This is a genomic window from Pedobacter fastidiosus (genome assembly GCF_014306625.1).
Lineage (GTDB): Bacteria > Bacteroidota > Bacteroidia > Sphingobacteriales > Sphingobacteriaceae > Pedobacter > Pedobacter fastidiosus.
Window position 1 is genome coordinate 24,171 of record NZ_JACRYL010000018.1, and the last position, 16,092, is coordinate 40,262.

At 36.9% G+C, this 16,092-nt stretch carries 11 protein-coding genes; 3 read left to right on the plus strand and 8 right to left on the minus strand.

Annotated features, from left to right (window positions below):
• Positions 1 to 358: 358 nt before the first annotated feature.
• Complete coding sequence (gene pth / locus H7U22_RS17770; protein ID WP_187072686.1) at positions 359 to 919, minus strand: aminoacyl-tRNA hydrolase; 561 nt, start codon at positions 917 to 919, stop codon at positions 359 to 361.
• Between pth and H7U22_RS17775 the strand changes: the two genes are divergently transcribed.
• Positions 918 to 1,097 carry a hypothetical protein gene (locus tag H7U22_RS17775; protein ID WP_187072687.1) on the plus strand — a complete coding sequence of 60 codons (180 nt, stop codon included), beginning with the start codon at positions 918 to 920 and terminating at the stop codon, positions 1,095 to 1,097. The genes pth and H7U22_RS17775 overlap by 2 nt on opposite strands.
• A 68-nt stretch (positions 1,098 to 1,165) precedes the next feature.
• On the opposite strand, the gene H7U22_RS17780 is transcribed toward H7U22_RS17775, so the two are convergent.
• Together H7U22_RS17780 and H7U22_RS17785 are read right to left on the minus strand one after the other, a co-directional pair.
• Positions 1,166 to 1,750, minus strand: a complete 585-nt coding sequence (locus tag H7U22_RS17780; RefSeq protein ID WP_187072688.1) for a 50S ribosomal protein L25/general stress protein Ctc — start codon at positions 1,748 to 1,750, stop codon at positions 1,166 to 1,168.
• A 107-nt stretch (positions 1,751 to 1,857) separates the two neighbouring features.
• Complete coding sequence (locus tag H7U22_RS17785; RefSeq protein WP_187072735.1) at positions 1,858 to 2,799, minus strand: ribose-phosphate pyrophosphokinase; 942 nt, start codon at positions 2,797 to 2,799, stop codon at positions 1,858 to 1,860.
• Positions 2,800 to 3,150: 351 nt separating this feature from the next.
• Between H7U22_RS17785 and H7U22_RS17790 the strand changes: the two genes are divergently transcribed.
• Both H7U22_RS17790 and H7U22_RS17795 read left to right on the plus strand, forming a co-directional pair.
• Positions 3,151 to 6,177 (plus strand): protein O-mannosyl-transferase family, encoded by a 3,027-nt coding sequence (locus H7U22_RS17790; protein WP_187072689.1) that lies wholly within the window; start codon positions 3,151 to 3,153, stop codon positions 6,175 to 6,177.
• Between the two features lie 564 nt (positions 6,178 to 6,741).
• Positions 6,742 to 9,783, plus strand: coding sequence for a glycosyltransferase family 117 protein (locus H7U22_RS17795; protein WP_187072690.1), 3,042 nt, complete (start codon positions 6,742 to 6,744; stop codon positions 9,781 to 9,783).
• 492 nt (positions 9,784 to 10,275) lie between these two features.
• Here the strand turns inward: H7U22_RS17795 and H7U22_RS17800 are convergent, their stop codons facing one another.
• The 5 genes from H7U22_RS17800 to H7U22_RS17820 all read right to left on the minus strand — a co-directional run bounded on the left by H7U22_RS17800 (position 10,276) and on the right by H7U22_RS17820 (position 16,087).
• Entirely contained in the window at positions 10,276 to 11,238 is a 963-nt protein-coding gene (locus tag H7U22_RS17800) for an acetyl-CoA carboxylase carboxyltransferase subunit alpha (protein WP_187072691.1), read from the minus strand.
• A gap of 252 nt (positions 11,239 to 11,490) precedes the next feature.
• Positions 11,491 to 13,050, minus strand: coding sequence for a S10 family peptidase (locus tag H7U22_RS17805; RefSeq protein ID WP_187072692.1), 1,560 nt, complete (start codon positions 13,048 to 13,050; stop codon positions 11,491 to 11,493).
• An 81-nt stretch (positions 13,051 to 13,131) separates the two neighbouring features.
• On the minus strand, positions 13,132 to 14,262 hold the full coding sequence (locus H7U22_RS17810; RefSeq protein WP_187072693.1) for a DUF3472 domain-containing protein: 1,131 nt from the start codon (positions 14,260 to 14,262) through the stop codon (positions 13,132 to 13,134).
• Between the two features lie 50 nt (positions 14,263 to 14,312).
• Complete coding sequence (locus H7U22_RS17815; protein ID WP_187072694.1) at positions 14,313 to 15,374, minus strand: DUF5007 domain-containing protein; 1,062 nt, start codon at positions 15,372 to 15,374, stop codon at positions 14,313 to 14,315.
• 11 nt (positions 15,375 to 15,385) lie between these two features.
• Positions 15,386 to 16,087, minus strand: a complete 702-nt coding sequence (locus H7U22_RS17820; protein WP_187072695.1) for a fasciclin domain-containing protein — start codon at positions 16,085 to 16,087, stop codon at positions 15,386 to 15,388.
• Between the last annotated feature and the right edge of the window lie 5 nt (positions 16,088 to 16,092).

Consider the following 16,092-nt stretch of genomic DNA (forward strand, 5'->3'; position numbering starts at 1 on the left):
ACAGTCCTGCTAACCGTTATAGCCCAGCAGAAAAGCTGGGGCTGTCACTATTGTCAGGTTTATTAACTTTGGCATCTCCACAAAATAGACTTTTATAGATGTAAATTTTACTTACTACTAGTAAAATAATCCGAAGCAAAAACTTACCAATATTTACTGGCTTTGTTAAATAAACCTGATTGAACGAATGCCGATTTTTTCAATCGGCAGCAGAGAAAGCAGGACTGATTTTGCCAAGAGAAACTTTACCGCTCGTTTTCAAAAAAAAATCTTAACGGAATAAAGCCTCGTTGTAGAATTGTCCCAGAGGGATTGCTATGTAACTTATTGCTGGTTATGACTATTATTGAATTAGGATTTATTTATTAAAGGCTGTCATGGTATGTGCTGGGCCAATGGTAACGTAACTCTTAATCAATTCTACACTTTTATCAATTAGGGCTGGCAACTCCAGTTGTTCATTTTTATCGAATAAGCCTAAAACAAAATCAATTTGGCGACCTTTAGGATAATCGCTCCCTATGCCAAAGCGCAATCGAGCATAATTCTGTCCGCCACAAACCTCTTCAATACTTTTTAAGCCATTATGACCTGCGCTAGAGCCTTGAAGCTTTAAACGAAGCTTACCAAGTGGTAAAGCCAAATCATCAACAATGACCAAAACGTTTTCTGGAGCAATTTTTAATTCCTTCATCCAATAGTTAACGGCTTTGCCACTTAGGTTCATAAAAGTGGTTGGTTTTATTACATGAAGCTTTTTGCCTTTAAAACCAACTTCGGCGTAATAAGCCAAACGGATATTTTGAAAGCTTCCATCTAAATTTTTTACCAGTTCATCAGCAATATCAAAACCTATGTTATGCCTTGTATGTGCATAATCTGGTCCGATATTTCCTAAGCCAACTATAAGATATTTCATGGTTGCAAATGTAGAAAAAAAGGTCGAGGGTAGAAAGGTGGAAGGTAAAAGGCTTAAGAGAAAAGCTGAAAGACTAAAGCGAAAAGAAGAAAAGGCAAAGACCAAAATTTTAACCGAAAGGAAAAAGATTTTTGCTCATGGCTATTTCAGCTTGACCTTGAAAATCCTTAAATCCTAAAAAATCCTGCTCAAAAAAAAAGCGACACAAAATTTGTGTCGCTTACTCTTAAAATCAAAGAATCTTGATTATTTTTTACCTTTAGCAGCTTCAGTTTCTGCTTGTTTTAATGCTCTACTCATACCTACAGAAACGATTGTATCTTCTGGAGTATTTGTAATTACGAATTTGTCTGCTTTAAGATCACGAACGCGAACTAAACCACCAACTTCTAATTTCTCGATGCTTACTTCTACTGATTGAGGCATTGCAGCTGGCAAAGATTTAACACGAAGTTTACGTAATTTTTGAACCATTTTACCACCCATTTTAACACCTGGAGAAGTTCCTGTTAATTTTACAGGGATTTCCATAACGATTTCTTTATCATCAAATAATTGAAGAAAATCGATGTGCATTAAAATATCAGTTAATGGGTGAAATTGAGTGTCTTTAACGATTGCTTTAGTTTTTGCACCGTTTACTTCGATTTCTACAAAGTTTGCTTCTGGAGTATAAATTACATCTTTTAAGTCTGCAATTACAACAGCTAAATGTTGTTGTGATGTACCACCATACAATACCGCAGGAACTTTACCTTCGTAACGAAGCTCTTTGGCATCGCGTTTCCCTACGTTCTCTCTTGGAGAACCGCTAATTGCGATTGTTTTCATTTTATATTTATTTAATTATTGTTTAACTGGTTAAATGTTTAACTGATTAACTGATTGCATAATTACAATTAACCGATTAATCAATTTCTACAATTAACCTTATTTTATTATACTTTAAAAAGATCACTAATCGAACCGTGTTCATTTACATTGGCAATTGCTCTTGCAAATAAACTAGCAGTGCTTAGCTGTCTAATTTTTGGGCTTTTCATTTTCAATGGAATCGTATCGGTAACGATCAGCTCTGTTAAAACAGAATTTTCTATTGTTTCAATTGCTTTGCCCGATAAAACTGCATGCGTACATACTGCTCTAACACTTGCCGCACCGTTTTCCATAATCAAAGCTGCTGCTTTAGATAATGTTCCAGCAGTATCGCAAATATCATCGATCAATACAACATCCTGTCCGGTTACATCTCCAATAATCGACATCGATTCGATTTCATTGGCACGTTTACGGCGTTTATCACAAATAATAACTTCAGCATTAAAAAACTTAGCAAAGGTACGTGCCCTGTACGAACCGCCCATATCAGGCGATGCGATTGTTAAATTCTTTAAGCCTAAGCTTTTGATATAAGGCACAAAAATAACCGATCCATCTAAGTGATCTACCGGAATATCGAAGAAACCCTGTATCTGTGCCGCATGCAAATCCATAGTCATAATGCGGTGGATACCTGCAGACTTTAATAAGTTTGCCACCAATTTGGCTCCGATTGCTACACGTGGTTTGTCTTTTCTATCTTGGCGGGCTAAACCATAATAAGGAACAACTGCTGTAATGTAATGTGCCGATGCTCTTTTAGCTGCATCTACCATTAACAAAAGTTCCATTAAGTTATCGCTTGGCTGATAAGTAGATTGGATTAAGAAAACATCGCAACCACGAATTGATTCATCAAAAGAAGGTTGAAATTCGCCATCACTAAATTTATGAATGGTTACTTCGCCCAATGGCTTGCCGTAACTTTCAGCTATCTTAAGTGATAATTCTCTAGAACCTGTTCCAGAAAAAAGCTTTACCTGGTTAAACTGCAATGGCATGATTCCGTGTAGTTTACGGGTTAAAAAAAATCGGATCATGTATTTTACACGACCCGATGTTAAACTTAAGTTGTCCGACCTGGATTCGAACCAAGACAAACAGTACCAAAAACTGTCGTACTACCCTTATACTATCGGACAAAAACAATTCGAGGATATATCCCTCGATTGGGAATGCAAATGTAGGCAGGTTATTTTAAATATGCAAGTGCGATTTAAAAAAAATTAAAAATTATTTCGCTTCCAATTTTGTTTGAAAAAATTTGATCACCACGTGCAACATTTCCATTTTATAACCGACTTTATAGGTTAAACCTATAAACCTTTTACTATCAATCACTAACCTAAACTATGAACTATTCAAAAATCAACACGATTGCCGACTGGTTATGTTTTTTAATTGCCGCATTAACTTACATTTTAACTTTAGATCAATCCGTAAGTTTTTGGGATTGTGGTGAATTTATTGCATCCGCTTTCCGTTTAGAAGTAGTTCACCAACCTGGCGCACCAATAGTTTCTATGATTCAGCGATTATTTTCTGCATTTGCTCTGGGCGATGTAACCAAAGTTGCTTATTTCATGAATCTTGCTTCAGCTTTAGCAAGCGCCGGAACCATTCTATTTCTATTTTGGACGATTACAGCTCTTGCCAAAAAAACAATAATAAAGAACGAAGCTGAAATGGACACTTCAAAAATCATTAGCATTATTGGCGCAGGTATCGTTGGTTCTTTAGCTTATGCGTTTTCAGATAGTTTTTGGTTTTCTGCGGTAGAAGCCGAAGTTTATGCCATGTCGTCGCTTTGCACTGCAGTGGTATTTTGGGGGATTTTAAAATGGGAATCTCAGGCAAATGATCCAAAATCTGATCGATGGTTGTTATTTGTTGCCTACATGATTGGTATTTCTATTGGCGTTCACTTACTAAACTTGCTGGCAATTCCTGCCTTAATATTTGTTTATTATTTCAAAAAATATCCATCTCCTAATTGGAAAAGTGTTTTAAAGGTTTTCATTATTTCCATCGCTGTGCTTGCATTTGTTCAATTTGGAATTATTCAATACCTAGTTTCTTTTGCTGCAAATTTTGATTACTTCTTTGTAAATAAATTAGGTTTAGGATTTAACACTGGGGTTTTATTTTTTGCCATTTTGGTTATCGGTGGCTTAATTTATGGCATTAGATATTCAATTATTCATCAGAAAAGAGCATTAAACTTAGCTATGCTGTTTACCGTTTTACTCATTTTCGGATACAGTTCTTTTGCCTTGTTAATTATTAGAGCACATGCCAAACCAAACTTAAACAATACCGATCCGGAAAATGCCTTCAACTTTTTGAGCTATGTAAATCGCTCCCAATATGGAGATCGGCCTTTGGTTTATGGAGAAAATTACAACTCGGATAAAATCGGGATTAAAGAAACGGGAACACTTTACAGAAAAGGTGATCACAAATATGAAACTGCCGGCACCAAATCAGATTATATTTTCGATCAGAAAACTTTAGCGCCTAGAATGTATAGCGACAAACCTGAGCACAGTTCTTTCTATAAAAAATGGATGGGTTTTGATGATGAGCATAAACCAACAATGGTCGAAAATTTATCATATATGTCTACATTTCAAGTTGGGCAAATGTACATGCGTTACTTTATGTGGAATTTTGTTGGCAGACAGGATAATCAAGATGGCCAGCACGGAGGTAGTGATGGCGCTTGGTTAAGTGGCATTAAACCTATTGATGCCATCAGGTTGGGCGATCAAAAAAATCTTCCACCCTCCATAACAGAAAACAAAGCTTACAATCGTTTTTTCTTTTTGCCCCTTATTATTGGACTAATCGGAGCCATTTGGCACTTTAAACGCAATCAGAAAGATGCTGGGGTAATTGGCTTGCTCTTTGTATTTACCGGAGTGGCGATTGTGATTTATTTAAATTCTGTACCCATGGAGCCTCGCGAGCGTGATTATGCTTATGTAGGCTCATTTTATGCCTTTGCAATTTGGATAGGTCTTGGCGTTTTCGGCTTGAAAGATTGGGTATTTCAAAAATTGACACCAGCAAAGGCGGGAATTTTTGCTTCTATGATCGCTTTATTTGCCGCTCCTATTATTATGGCAAGCCAGGGTTGGGATGATCATGACCGCTCTGATAGTCATGTTGCTAGAGATGTTTCCATCAATTATTTAAAGGCCTGTGCTCCGAACGCTATCTTATTCACCTATGGCGATAACGATACTTTCCCTGTTTGGTACGCACAAGAGGTCGAAAATATTCGTCCGGATGTACGTGTGGTAAACCTAAGTTTGTTTACTGCAGATTGGTATATTGATGGAATGAAACGGAAACAAAACCAGTCAGAGCCGCTTCCAATTTCAATGAAACCCAATCAATATGTTGCGGGCACTAGAGATGTGATGTATTACCAGGATTATAAAATTGCCCAACACATTGAGCTTAAAGAAATTTTGGACGTTTTATTATCGGATCATGATGAAGATAAGGTTGCCATGCAAGATGGCTCAAAAAGCAATGTTCTACCTACAAAAAACCTAAAAATTAAAGTTAACCCGAAAGAAGTTATTGATACAGGAACCGTTCCACTGGAAGACGCCGGTAAAATTGCTAACAGTATGGAATGGACTTACAATTCGGACTACGTAACTAAAGGCACTTTGGCCTTGTTCGATATTCTTACGCATAACCAATGGAAAAGGCCGATTTATTTTACCACAACCATGCCAACAGAACAATACATCGGTTTAGATAAATACTTATATTCTGAAGGGTTAAATATGAGGTTGCTCCCACTAAAGCCCGATACGGCAACCAATACAGGCTATGGCTTGGTAAACACAAAACCAATGTACCACAATGTGATGGAAGTTTTTAATTACGGGAACATTAAAAATGCAAATCATTTAGATCGACAATCTGCCGATGATGTGACCATGTTTTCGAATATTTTTAATGGTCTTTTAAATGGATTAATTGAGGAAGGTAAAATCGCTGAGAGCAAAAAAGTTGCTGATCGTTATTTTCAGGTTATCCCAGAAAAACTTTATGGTTTCCGTCAGGTTGCCAGTACATTCTACTTTACAGAAAGCCTTTATAGGCTAAATGATTCAAAAAGAGCAAATGCACTAATAAACAAGACTGCCGATTACATGGACAAGGAATTAACATATTTAGCTGATGTTTCAATTAGTAAAAACTACTTGGCATCTGAAAATGAAATTCGTTTTTACATGACATATCTAGGTCAGATGATTAAATTAACGGAAACATTTAAACAAGATGATTTGAGCAAAAAATTGGAAAAACAATATTCAGCATTGTTATCTAGACTTTCTCCTTTTGTTAGTGGCTAAGGTCTAGGTTGAAATAAATATTGATAAGTGTAACTAGGTTGTAAAAGAAATAGATGGTTATGTTTGTTAAGGTTCGTGGAGACACGAACCTTTGTATGATAGAAATGAACCCTGGCATCAGAGATGCGAACTTTGGCATCGGAGTAATGTTTCGCAAAGCTGTGGTACGTGTCTCCACGTACCGCTCAAGTTGGCATTAGATCGTAAAATCTAATCTATTTTTATTTGAAAATTTATGGTGCTATAACCCCGTTAAAAGGTTCGTGGAGACACGAACCTTGGCGCTTGAGAAGCAAATCTTGGCGCTTGAGAAACGAACCTTGGAATCAGATACGTACTAAAGCCGTGGTGCGTTTCTCCACGTACCACACAAAGCATAAGATCATAATTCATTTCACCATTAAATTTTTAAAACCTACAAATCATTTTGAAGCAGTTATTAAGCTTGTCACGTTAAAAATTGTTAAATCAATCTAAAATTTTACCTGTTTTATCGACTAGAATAGTTAATTTCGGCAGCATTTTTATGTCAATACAAATTTTAAATATCATTATAATAAACCAATGAATTATTCAAAAGTCAATAATATAGTAGGCTGGATCTGCTTTTTAATTGCTACAATAACTTACGTTTTAACCTTAGAACCTTCAGCTAGTTTCTGGGATTGTGGCGAATTTATCGCGTCGGCATTTAAAATGCAAGTTGTTCACCAGCCGGGTGCACCATTATTTTTAATGATTCAGCGTTTCTTCTCCATTTTCGCGATAGGAGATAAAACTCAAATTGCTTACTGGATGAATATCGGTTCTGCAATTTCGAGCGCCGCAACTATACTATTCTTATTCTGGACCATCACAGCATTAGCTAAGAAAACCTTGATTAAAGTTGGCGAAGAACTAACAACAGGCAAATTAATTAGCATTATGGGCGCCGGAGCAGTTGGTGCTTTAGCTTATACATTTTCGGATAGTTTCTGGTTTTCAGCTGTGGAATCTGAAGTTTACGCACAATCTTCTTTATTTACAGCAATCGTTTTTTGGGGTATTTTAAAATGGGAAGCACATGCCGATGAGCCTAAAGGCGACCGTTGGTTACTATTCATCGCTTACATTATGGGTTTATCAATCGGTATTCACCTTTTAAACTTACTTACCATTCCGGCAATGGCTTTTGTTTATTATTTCAAAAAAACAGATAAGCCAACAACTTCAGGAATTTTCAAAACATTAATTGTTGGAGTTTTAATTTTAGCAGTTATTCAATATGGTATTATCCAATATCTAGTTTCATTCGGCGCTTACTTCGATTTATTCTTTGTAAATACCTTAGGCTTAGGCTTCGGAACTGGCGTATTATTTTTCGCAGTATTATTAATTGGTGCATTCGTTTGGGCCATTCGCTATTCAATTGCGCATCAAAAGAAATTATTAAACTTAGGCTTAATCTCTACGGTACTCATCATATTCGGTTATACTTCATTCTCGATGATCGTAATTAGGGCTAAAGCTGATCCAAACTTAAATAACAGTGCTCCGAAAGATGCATTTTCATTTTTAAGTTACTTAAACCGCGAGCAATACGGAGATAGGCCGTTGTTATTTGGACCGAATTACAACTCAGAAAGATCTGGTGTAACCGAAGGAAAAACCATTTGGAGAAAAGGTGATACTAAATATGAAGCCGCTGGCAAAAAAAGTGATTACGAATATAGCAACAACACTTTATTGCCGCGGATGTATAGTGATGACCCTAAACATGCCGCTTTTTACAAAGAGTGGATGCATATGGACGATAGCAAAAAACCAAATGTAGTTGATAATGTTGGCTTCTTGTTTAGCTACCAAATCGGCTATATGTACATGCGTTATTTCATGTGGAATTTTGTTGGTCGCCAAAATGATGAGCAAGGTCAGGGAAGTGGTTTTGAAGGCGAATGGATTAGCGGAATTAAAGGCTTTGATAAAATGCGTTTGGGCGATCAAAGTCATTTACCACCATCAACAGTTGATAATAAAGCCTATAACCGTTTCTTCTTTTTACCCTTAATCATCGGCTTGTTGGGTGCAATTTGGCACTTTAAACGCAATCAAAAAGATGCTGGAATTGTTGCCATGTTATTCTTTTTTACGGGTATAGCAATTGTATTATATCTAAACCAGAAACCTTTAGAACCAAGGGAGCGAGATTACGCTTACACAGGTTCCTTCTATGCCTTTGCGATTTGGATTGGCCTAGGCGTTTTAGCAATTAAAGAGTGGCTGTTTAAAAAATTAACGCCGACTAATGGGGCAATTGGTGCCACCGTAATCGGTTTACTTGCTGCACCAACTATTATGGCAGAGCAAGGTTGGGATGATCACAATCGTTCTACGAAATTGGTTCCTCATGATATTGCTCTGGATTATCTACAATCTTGTGCGCCTAATGCCATATTATTCACCTATGGCGATAACGATACCTACCCACTCTGGTACATTCAAGAAGTGGAAAACGTGCGTCCAGATGTGCGAATTGTAAATTTAAGTTTGTTTGATACAGACTGGTATATAAATGGAATGAGACAGAAACAAAATGAATCTGCTCCGCTTCCAATTAGCATGGTTCCTTCTCAATACGTTCAAGGAGAAAGAGATGTAATGCCATACGATGATTACAAACTTGCTGGCGATGTTGAACTTAAAAAAGTTGTCGATTTGTTGTTATCGAACGATGATGGTGATAAAGTTCCAATGCAGGATGGTACAAAATCTAATTTTTTACCCACCAAAAATTTAATGATTACGGTTGATCCTCAACAAGTAATTAGCACTGGAACTGTTTCAGCTGCAGATGCTTCGAAGATTACAACCAAAATGGATTGGAAATTTAACAAGGGTTATGTAACTAAAGGAACATTAGCCATGTTCGATATTTTAGCGCACAATAATTGGAAACGTCCAATTTACTTCGCTTCTACTGTTCCTTCTGAGCAATATAACGGCTTAGATAAATATTTATACAATGAAGGATTAGCCTTACGCTTATTGCCTTTAAAAGCGGATACAACTTCATCTGATGAGAGAGCAGAATTAACAAACACACCTGCTTTGTACAATAATGTGATGAACAAATTTAAATGGGGCAATATGAAAACGGCTACCTATTTAGATCCACAGTCATCAGACGATACATTTATCTTCACAAACATTTTTAGTAATTTGAGCAGTAACCTAATTAAAGAAGGTAAAACTGCTGAAGCTAAACAAGTAATGGATAAATATTTTGCGGTAATGCCTCAGAAATTCTATGGCATCCGTACGGTTGTGGTTAAATTCTACATTGCAGAAAACCTGTATAAACTTGGCGAAACGGCTAGGGCTAATGAAATCCTGACCACTTCTGGCGATTACATCAATAAAGAATTGACCTATTTGGCTGATATTTCACAATCAAAAGGAAGCATTACGGGTTCGCAAAATGTTCAGACTGGATTATATTATTTAGATAGAATGATTAAAACGAGTAAAGCAGCCGGACAAGATAAACTGAGCACTCAATTAGAGAAAATATTTTCTGGATTAGAAAGTAGATTTTCTATGTACTACCAGCAAGGCCCACAACAATAAGCCAAAGCGAAAAGAACATTATAAAGCTTCACATTAATTTGTGAAGCTTTTTTTGTTTTAAACCGATTATAAATCCCAAAAAATTTAAAACAAAAAAAGGGCAGTCAAGAATGACTACCCTTCGAATTTGTCTGTTTCCAGCCAAATAAATTAACGCTCTCATTTATACAAACAGGTTAAAATCTAAATAGTTTTAGAAAAATACAAAAAAATTTAAATGCGTAGGCTTATGGAAGTTTAGTGGGCTTAATGATTGGGGCATCAGAAGATTTGACAACTTTCTTTCCATCTGTCTATTAAAAGCTGTCAAATCTAAACAGGAAAGGTTCAGGTTTAAACTTGCGAAGTTTGGTGGCCTTATTGATTGGGGCATCAGAAGATTTGACTACTTTCTTTCCATCTGGCTATTAAAAGTTGTCAAATCTATAGAGGCAAAAAAAATCCCGTTTCACCGAAGCGAAACAGGATTTCAAATTTATTTTAGTTAATGATTTATTCGTTAACAACACCCATTGCACAGAATTTATCAATTCGTTGTTCAATAAGTTTATCCGTTTTAATTTTACCCAAAGCGGTCAAATCTTTAATAATGTAATCTTTTAATGTTTGCCCCATCAATTCTGGATTTTGATGCGCTCCACCAAGAGGTTCTGGAATTATTCCGTCGATTAGTTTGTTTCCAAACATATCATCAGAAGTTAGCTTTAAGCATTCTGCGGCTTTCTCTTTAAAATCCCAGCTTCTCCATAAAATTGAAGAGCAAGATTCTGGTGAAATAACAGAATACCAAGTATGCTCCAGCATGTAAACTTTATCGCCAATACCAATCCCTAAAGCACCACCAGAAGCACCCTCGCCTACTACAACACAAATAATTGGAACTCTAAGAATAGACATTTCCAATAAGTTTCTTGCAATAGCTTCTCCTTGTCCACGTTCTTCTGCTTCCAAACCTGGGTAAGCACCCATTGTATCGATGAAAGAAACAACAGGTTTGTTAAATTTTTCTGCTAAACGCATTAAACGCAGGGCTTTACGGTAACCCTCTGGATTTGCCATTCCGAAATTACGGAATTGACGCTCTTTGGTATTTTTACCTTTCTGGTGACCAATAACCATAACTGTTTGCCCATTGATTGTTGCAAAACCACCGATGATTGCTTTATCATCTTTAACGGTTCTATCGCCATGTAATTCGATAAAATCATCGCAGATCATGCTAATATAATCCAGTGTTTGCGGTCTGTCCGGGTGACGGCTCATTTGAACCTTTTGCCATCCGGTAAGGTTGTTATATAAGTTTTGAGTGGTTTCTTCTAACTTGCCATCCAGTTCATCTAAAGTAGCAGACATATCTACTTTAGTTTTTTCGGCAACTTGCTTAACCTTTTCCATTTGCTGAACTAAATCTGCAATAGGCTTTTCAAAATCGAATGATGTTTTTATTTGTTGCATAATTGAACCACAAAAATAAGTAAATATTTTTAGTTTGCAGTTACCGTTTTTTGTTTCCCATTTGCAAAAACAAATCGTTAATACTTAAAGGAGTATTTATTTAAATAATTTGGAAAGCTCCAATAGAATGCGTTGGGCACAGGACGAACATTAATTATTGTACTGTCTTTGCGCTTCTATTAAATCTAATTTTCTTGATTTGATTATAAAAATCAATCTTGAAAATCCTTAAATCCCTAAAAAAATCCTGATTTAGAATTTGGCAGCTTCCCCTTCTTTTGGCAGTGCTTTTTTAATAAACTCGCGAATGTGATTATTGGCTGTTTTAAGATCATCCTTACGGAGATACATCATGTGCCCACTGCGATAACCTTCCCAACTCATTCGATCTGCTAATTTTCCCGCAGCATCTAATTGCCACATGCTGTATTTTGCATTAAAATAATCGCAGGCACCATCGTAATAACCAGATTGAACTAAAAGATGCAGGTAAGGATTTTGCGCCATTGCCTGACGAAGATTATCGCCGGTTTTGTCGCCAGTATTATCCCAAGGGTAAACTGAGCCGAACATATTATACTTCAAATCTGTTTTATAATTCAGTTCATTTCTAATGTACATATTGATGGCTGGCGTAAAAGAATGTAACCAAGAGGTAAGCTCTGCGTTATAATCTGGTCCTTCGCCGGCGCTCATTTTATCGATACCACGGTAGCGAGAATCTAAACGGCCAACGGTAAAACCTTTATCTCGCAAAAGTTCTTTCCAGAAAAAATCTGTCGGAACGTTTAAGTTATAATCCAAAATTACCTTTTCTGATAGGCCAGAATAGCGAGCCATTTTAGTGGCAATGGCTTTCTTTTTATCGATACTTAGCATGCCACCTTGTGCAATTGCAGGAATCAGTTCGTTAATGGTAAAGCTTTCCACTTCTGGCAACATTGCCGTTAAATCTTTGCTCTGCAAATCGGCAGGTAAAACTTTATGATACCATGCGGTTGCAGCGAAATAAGGCAAACGTAAAGCTGCATCAACTGGGCCACTTCTTTCTATTCCCAATTCTGTTGGAGAGACCAAAACTACCCCGTTCAAATACATCCATTGGCTGTTTTGTAACTCTAAAGCCAACCCGGAAACCCGGGTGGTTCCATAACTTTCGCCAATTAAGAATTTCGGCGATGCCCAGCGATTGTTTCTGGTAACGAAAGTATTAATCCATTCAGCCAAATATTTAATATCCGCACGAACGCCAAAAAATTTATTCGTTGGAATGTCTTTACTTACCGCTCTAGAATAACCTGTATTTACTGGATCGATGTACACGATATCGGCAACATCTAAAATAGAATAAGGGTTTTCTTTGTATCCATAAGGTTGAACAGGATAACCTTCATCATCGATATTTAAAACTACTGGACCAGTATAGGCAATGTGCATCCAAACAGATGCCGAACCCGGACCACCGTTAAAAGAAATGACCAATGGCCTTTTTGCCTTATTTTGACCATCGCTACGCTCATAATAGGTGTAAAATAAACCCGCTATTGGTTTTCCATCTTCATCCCAAACAGGCAATGTTCCGGTAGTGGCTTTGTAGGGAATGGTTTTTCCATCAACCGTTACCGTATGGTTGGTAATTACCGAGCTTTCTACTTTAATGGCTCTTTCATTCCCTGTTGGTTTTGGTTCTTCTTTAACCGTTACTTCAGTTTTGGTTACGGTTTCTTTTGATGGATTTTTTCTTGGCCCTTGTTGTGCATGCGCAAAGAAACTTGCACACAAAAATGTGGTGAGTATAAGTTTAAATTTCATGAATGTTGGTTTGGTTCCTAAATATCAAATTAAAGGACGGCTAATCAAAAAACCGATTAAAATTGTTACCATAAAAAAGCCTCAAATTTCTTTGAGGCTCGGTTTCATTAGGGTTTTAATTCCCTGAGGATAGTCGTTTTTATTGGAGTTGTTTGTCCAAAAATATCGGTAAGCTGTAATGTAGTAATCTTGACTTTTGAGATGAAGGTTACTTACTGCAATTCCGACCATGTTTAAATCGGGATCTGTACCGTTTAGCGTTGCAATGGGTTTGCCAGATTTTTGCTTGTTATCGTAAATATTTACCGCATAACTTAACTGTGGCGTAGCGGTATTAAGGATGCTCCAGTTTACAAATATCTTCTTTTGCGTATGATCATAATAACTGGATAAATCGTAAATGGATGGTGCCTGAACAATTTCTGGTTGATTTGATTTTTCTTTAACAGGAAAAGAATAACGTGATGGACCAATCTCTGTTCCGCAAGAAGTAAGCTTAACGCCCCCCTCTTGAGCTTCGGCTTTCCAGGAACCAACTCCAGCTTCGGCAATTAAGGTATCTGGATGGAGCCAATTATTTTGATCGCCCAACATCCAATAAGATTTATAAACTGCCGTTCTTGATTTTTTAGAATCATCCGCAAAGTTTTCCAAAAAGCTTCCTAAATCTCCATGCAACATGGCTTTAGCTTCAGGCACAACAAAAGTTACATAATGCTTATAGGTTTTTGCGGTATGGTCGTAAATCCAGTATCCCACATTCGTGGTAGAATCATTTACAGACCAACGGCGAATAATATTGGTGTACCATTGATCTGGTTTCCAGTTAAAATCGGCATGAGAATGTAAACCAGTTCCTTCACCACCAAAACCACCAACAAAGGTTAAGGGATCTTTATAGGTTGCGGTAATCTGAATCTTGTTCGGGAAATCCCAGATGGAAAATATATTATTGGTAAAGCGTTTTTCGTTATCACCGGCTTTTTGAATACCACAATAACCACCACTTTTACCTATCCCAAATTGAACGCTACAAGCATAAGTATAGGGTGCTAGTCCGGCTGTTGGAAACATAACATCGGCCATCATAAGTTCTGCGTTTTGCTTAGCCAAACCTTTGGTTTTAACATATGGCCCCCATTTCGGACAACTTTGCTGAGCAAATGAAATAGTGGTTAACAGGATGAATAAAGAAGTTAGGAATGATTTCATTTGGATGTTTATTAAAAAAGATGGCTTGTCTCGACAAGCCATCTTTTTGGTTATTTTTTGGTGGCTGCTAAAATAATCTCGTAGATGTATTTTCCTGGCCTATTTATCCTGGTGTTAAACCTAACATTCAGTTTTACTGGTCTTTTGTTCCAAGTACCATAAGGCAATTGGCTTGGTGGATTCCAGTTTGTAGCGCTAGCCGTATCAATAGAAGCAATGTTGTTGGCATTTATTCTATAATAGCAGTTTATACCGTTACTCTGACTATCCCAGTAAAGCGCCGGAAAAGGACTTGTCGCGTAATCGTATAAAACAGCTGTATCGGTAACGGTAGTTTTGTACGCAAATGTGCCTAAGGTTTTTAAGTAGGTATTTCCACTTGGTCTTTGTTTGTATTCAGATGGTGCAAATAAAGCGCCGTTTTTATCTTTGAATTTCAGCACAACCTGATTTGGTGAATCTGCAACACGTCTAATTTTTAACCAGGCCGTTGTTGATCTTCCCACTGCTGCATTAATCCAATCTGCATCGTAAGCAAATCGGATTGCGGTTTCGCTATTGGCTTCAACAGCCAAAGAATATGGCGCATTAATATATTCGTATTCTACTTGCGGTGCTAAAATAATAGTACAAATTCCATTATAAGTTTTTGTTCCGTTGGGGTTTTTAACCTGAATATCGAGTAAATACTCCCCTGGAGGAATGTTATTACTTCCTTCGTTAAACACCATTTGACCGCTTACTGGAGTAACCTCAAAAGGTGTTTTTTTAACTCGCGTTCTTTTGGCGTTAATAAGTGCCAAAGTTGTATCGGTACGTGGATCGAAGGGCAACTTCCAAATGTCCAGTTCATATTCCTTAAAAAACTCTTCAGCTCTTTTTCCAGTATCCTTATGCCTAACATTAAGCAGGGTTACCTCAAAAGGCGGTGTCGATGCATCAGGAATTAATCCCTGAGAAAGATAAAATGATCCTGCATTTACCCTTAAAGGGTTTGATGAATAACGTAAGTAATCACTTAAAAAACCTTCTTTTACTTTTTTACAAGCATTAAAGGTTATTGCTGCAATAATTAGGCAAAGTATGCCTCCGAATAAATATATCTTTTTCATAAAATATTGCTTTAAAAATCTTTTACTTTAAATGTCCATGGATGTGAATTGCTCAAAACATGCACAATTCCGTTTGTTGTTTCAATGCCTGAGGTTTGGCAAACTGCACTTCTATCGAGCAAACTTTCATCGCCGCTAGGATCTTCCATCTGTCCGTTTACCAAAACATCTCTCTGGCCAATTACTCTTGTAAAATAAACCAATCGGGCGTCGGATGTAATAATTCCATCAACCAAATAGCCTGAAGTTTTTGTATAAGAAATTACAAAGCTCTCTGTTGGAGATACCACAGGGTGATAAATCTGCCCTTCTTCGGTAAGCTGATTATAAGATATTTTTCCTTTGAAAACATAGATGCCCAACGAATCTCTAAGCTTTGCCGGACTGAAATATTTGAACAAAGAATCTAATGTATATTTTTTGTTCTCATCAATTTGGCGAGCTTCATCGCGTTTAATGTTTAAAAAGTTATTAATAGAATAATTATTGGGAACAAAGAAAGTTACATCACCATTGATGATGTCTTTTAAACCCGCTTTATCTATAACCATTAAAGTGGTATCAAAAACCTTTCTTGGGTGCGATTTTAAAAAATCGTAGGTATTGAAATTAACCTTCGGGTTGCTTAAACCTCCATCAATAATTCCGTTTCCTTTTTTACAGCTGATGAACACAATCATGGCTGCAAAAACTATAAATATATATTTTTTCATGTGAT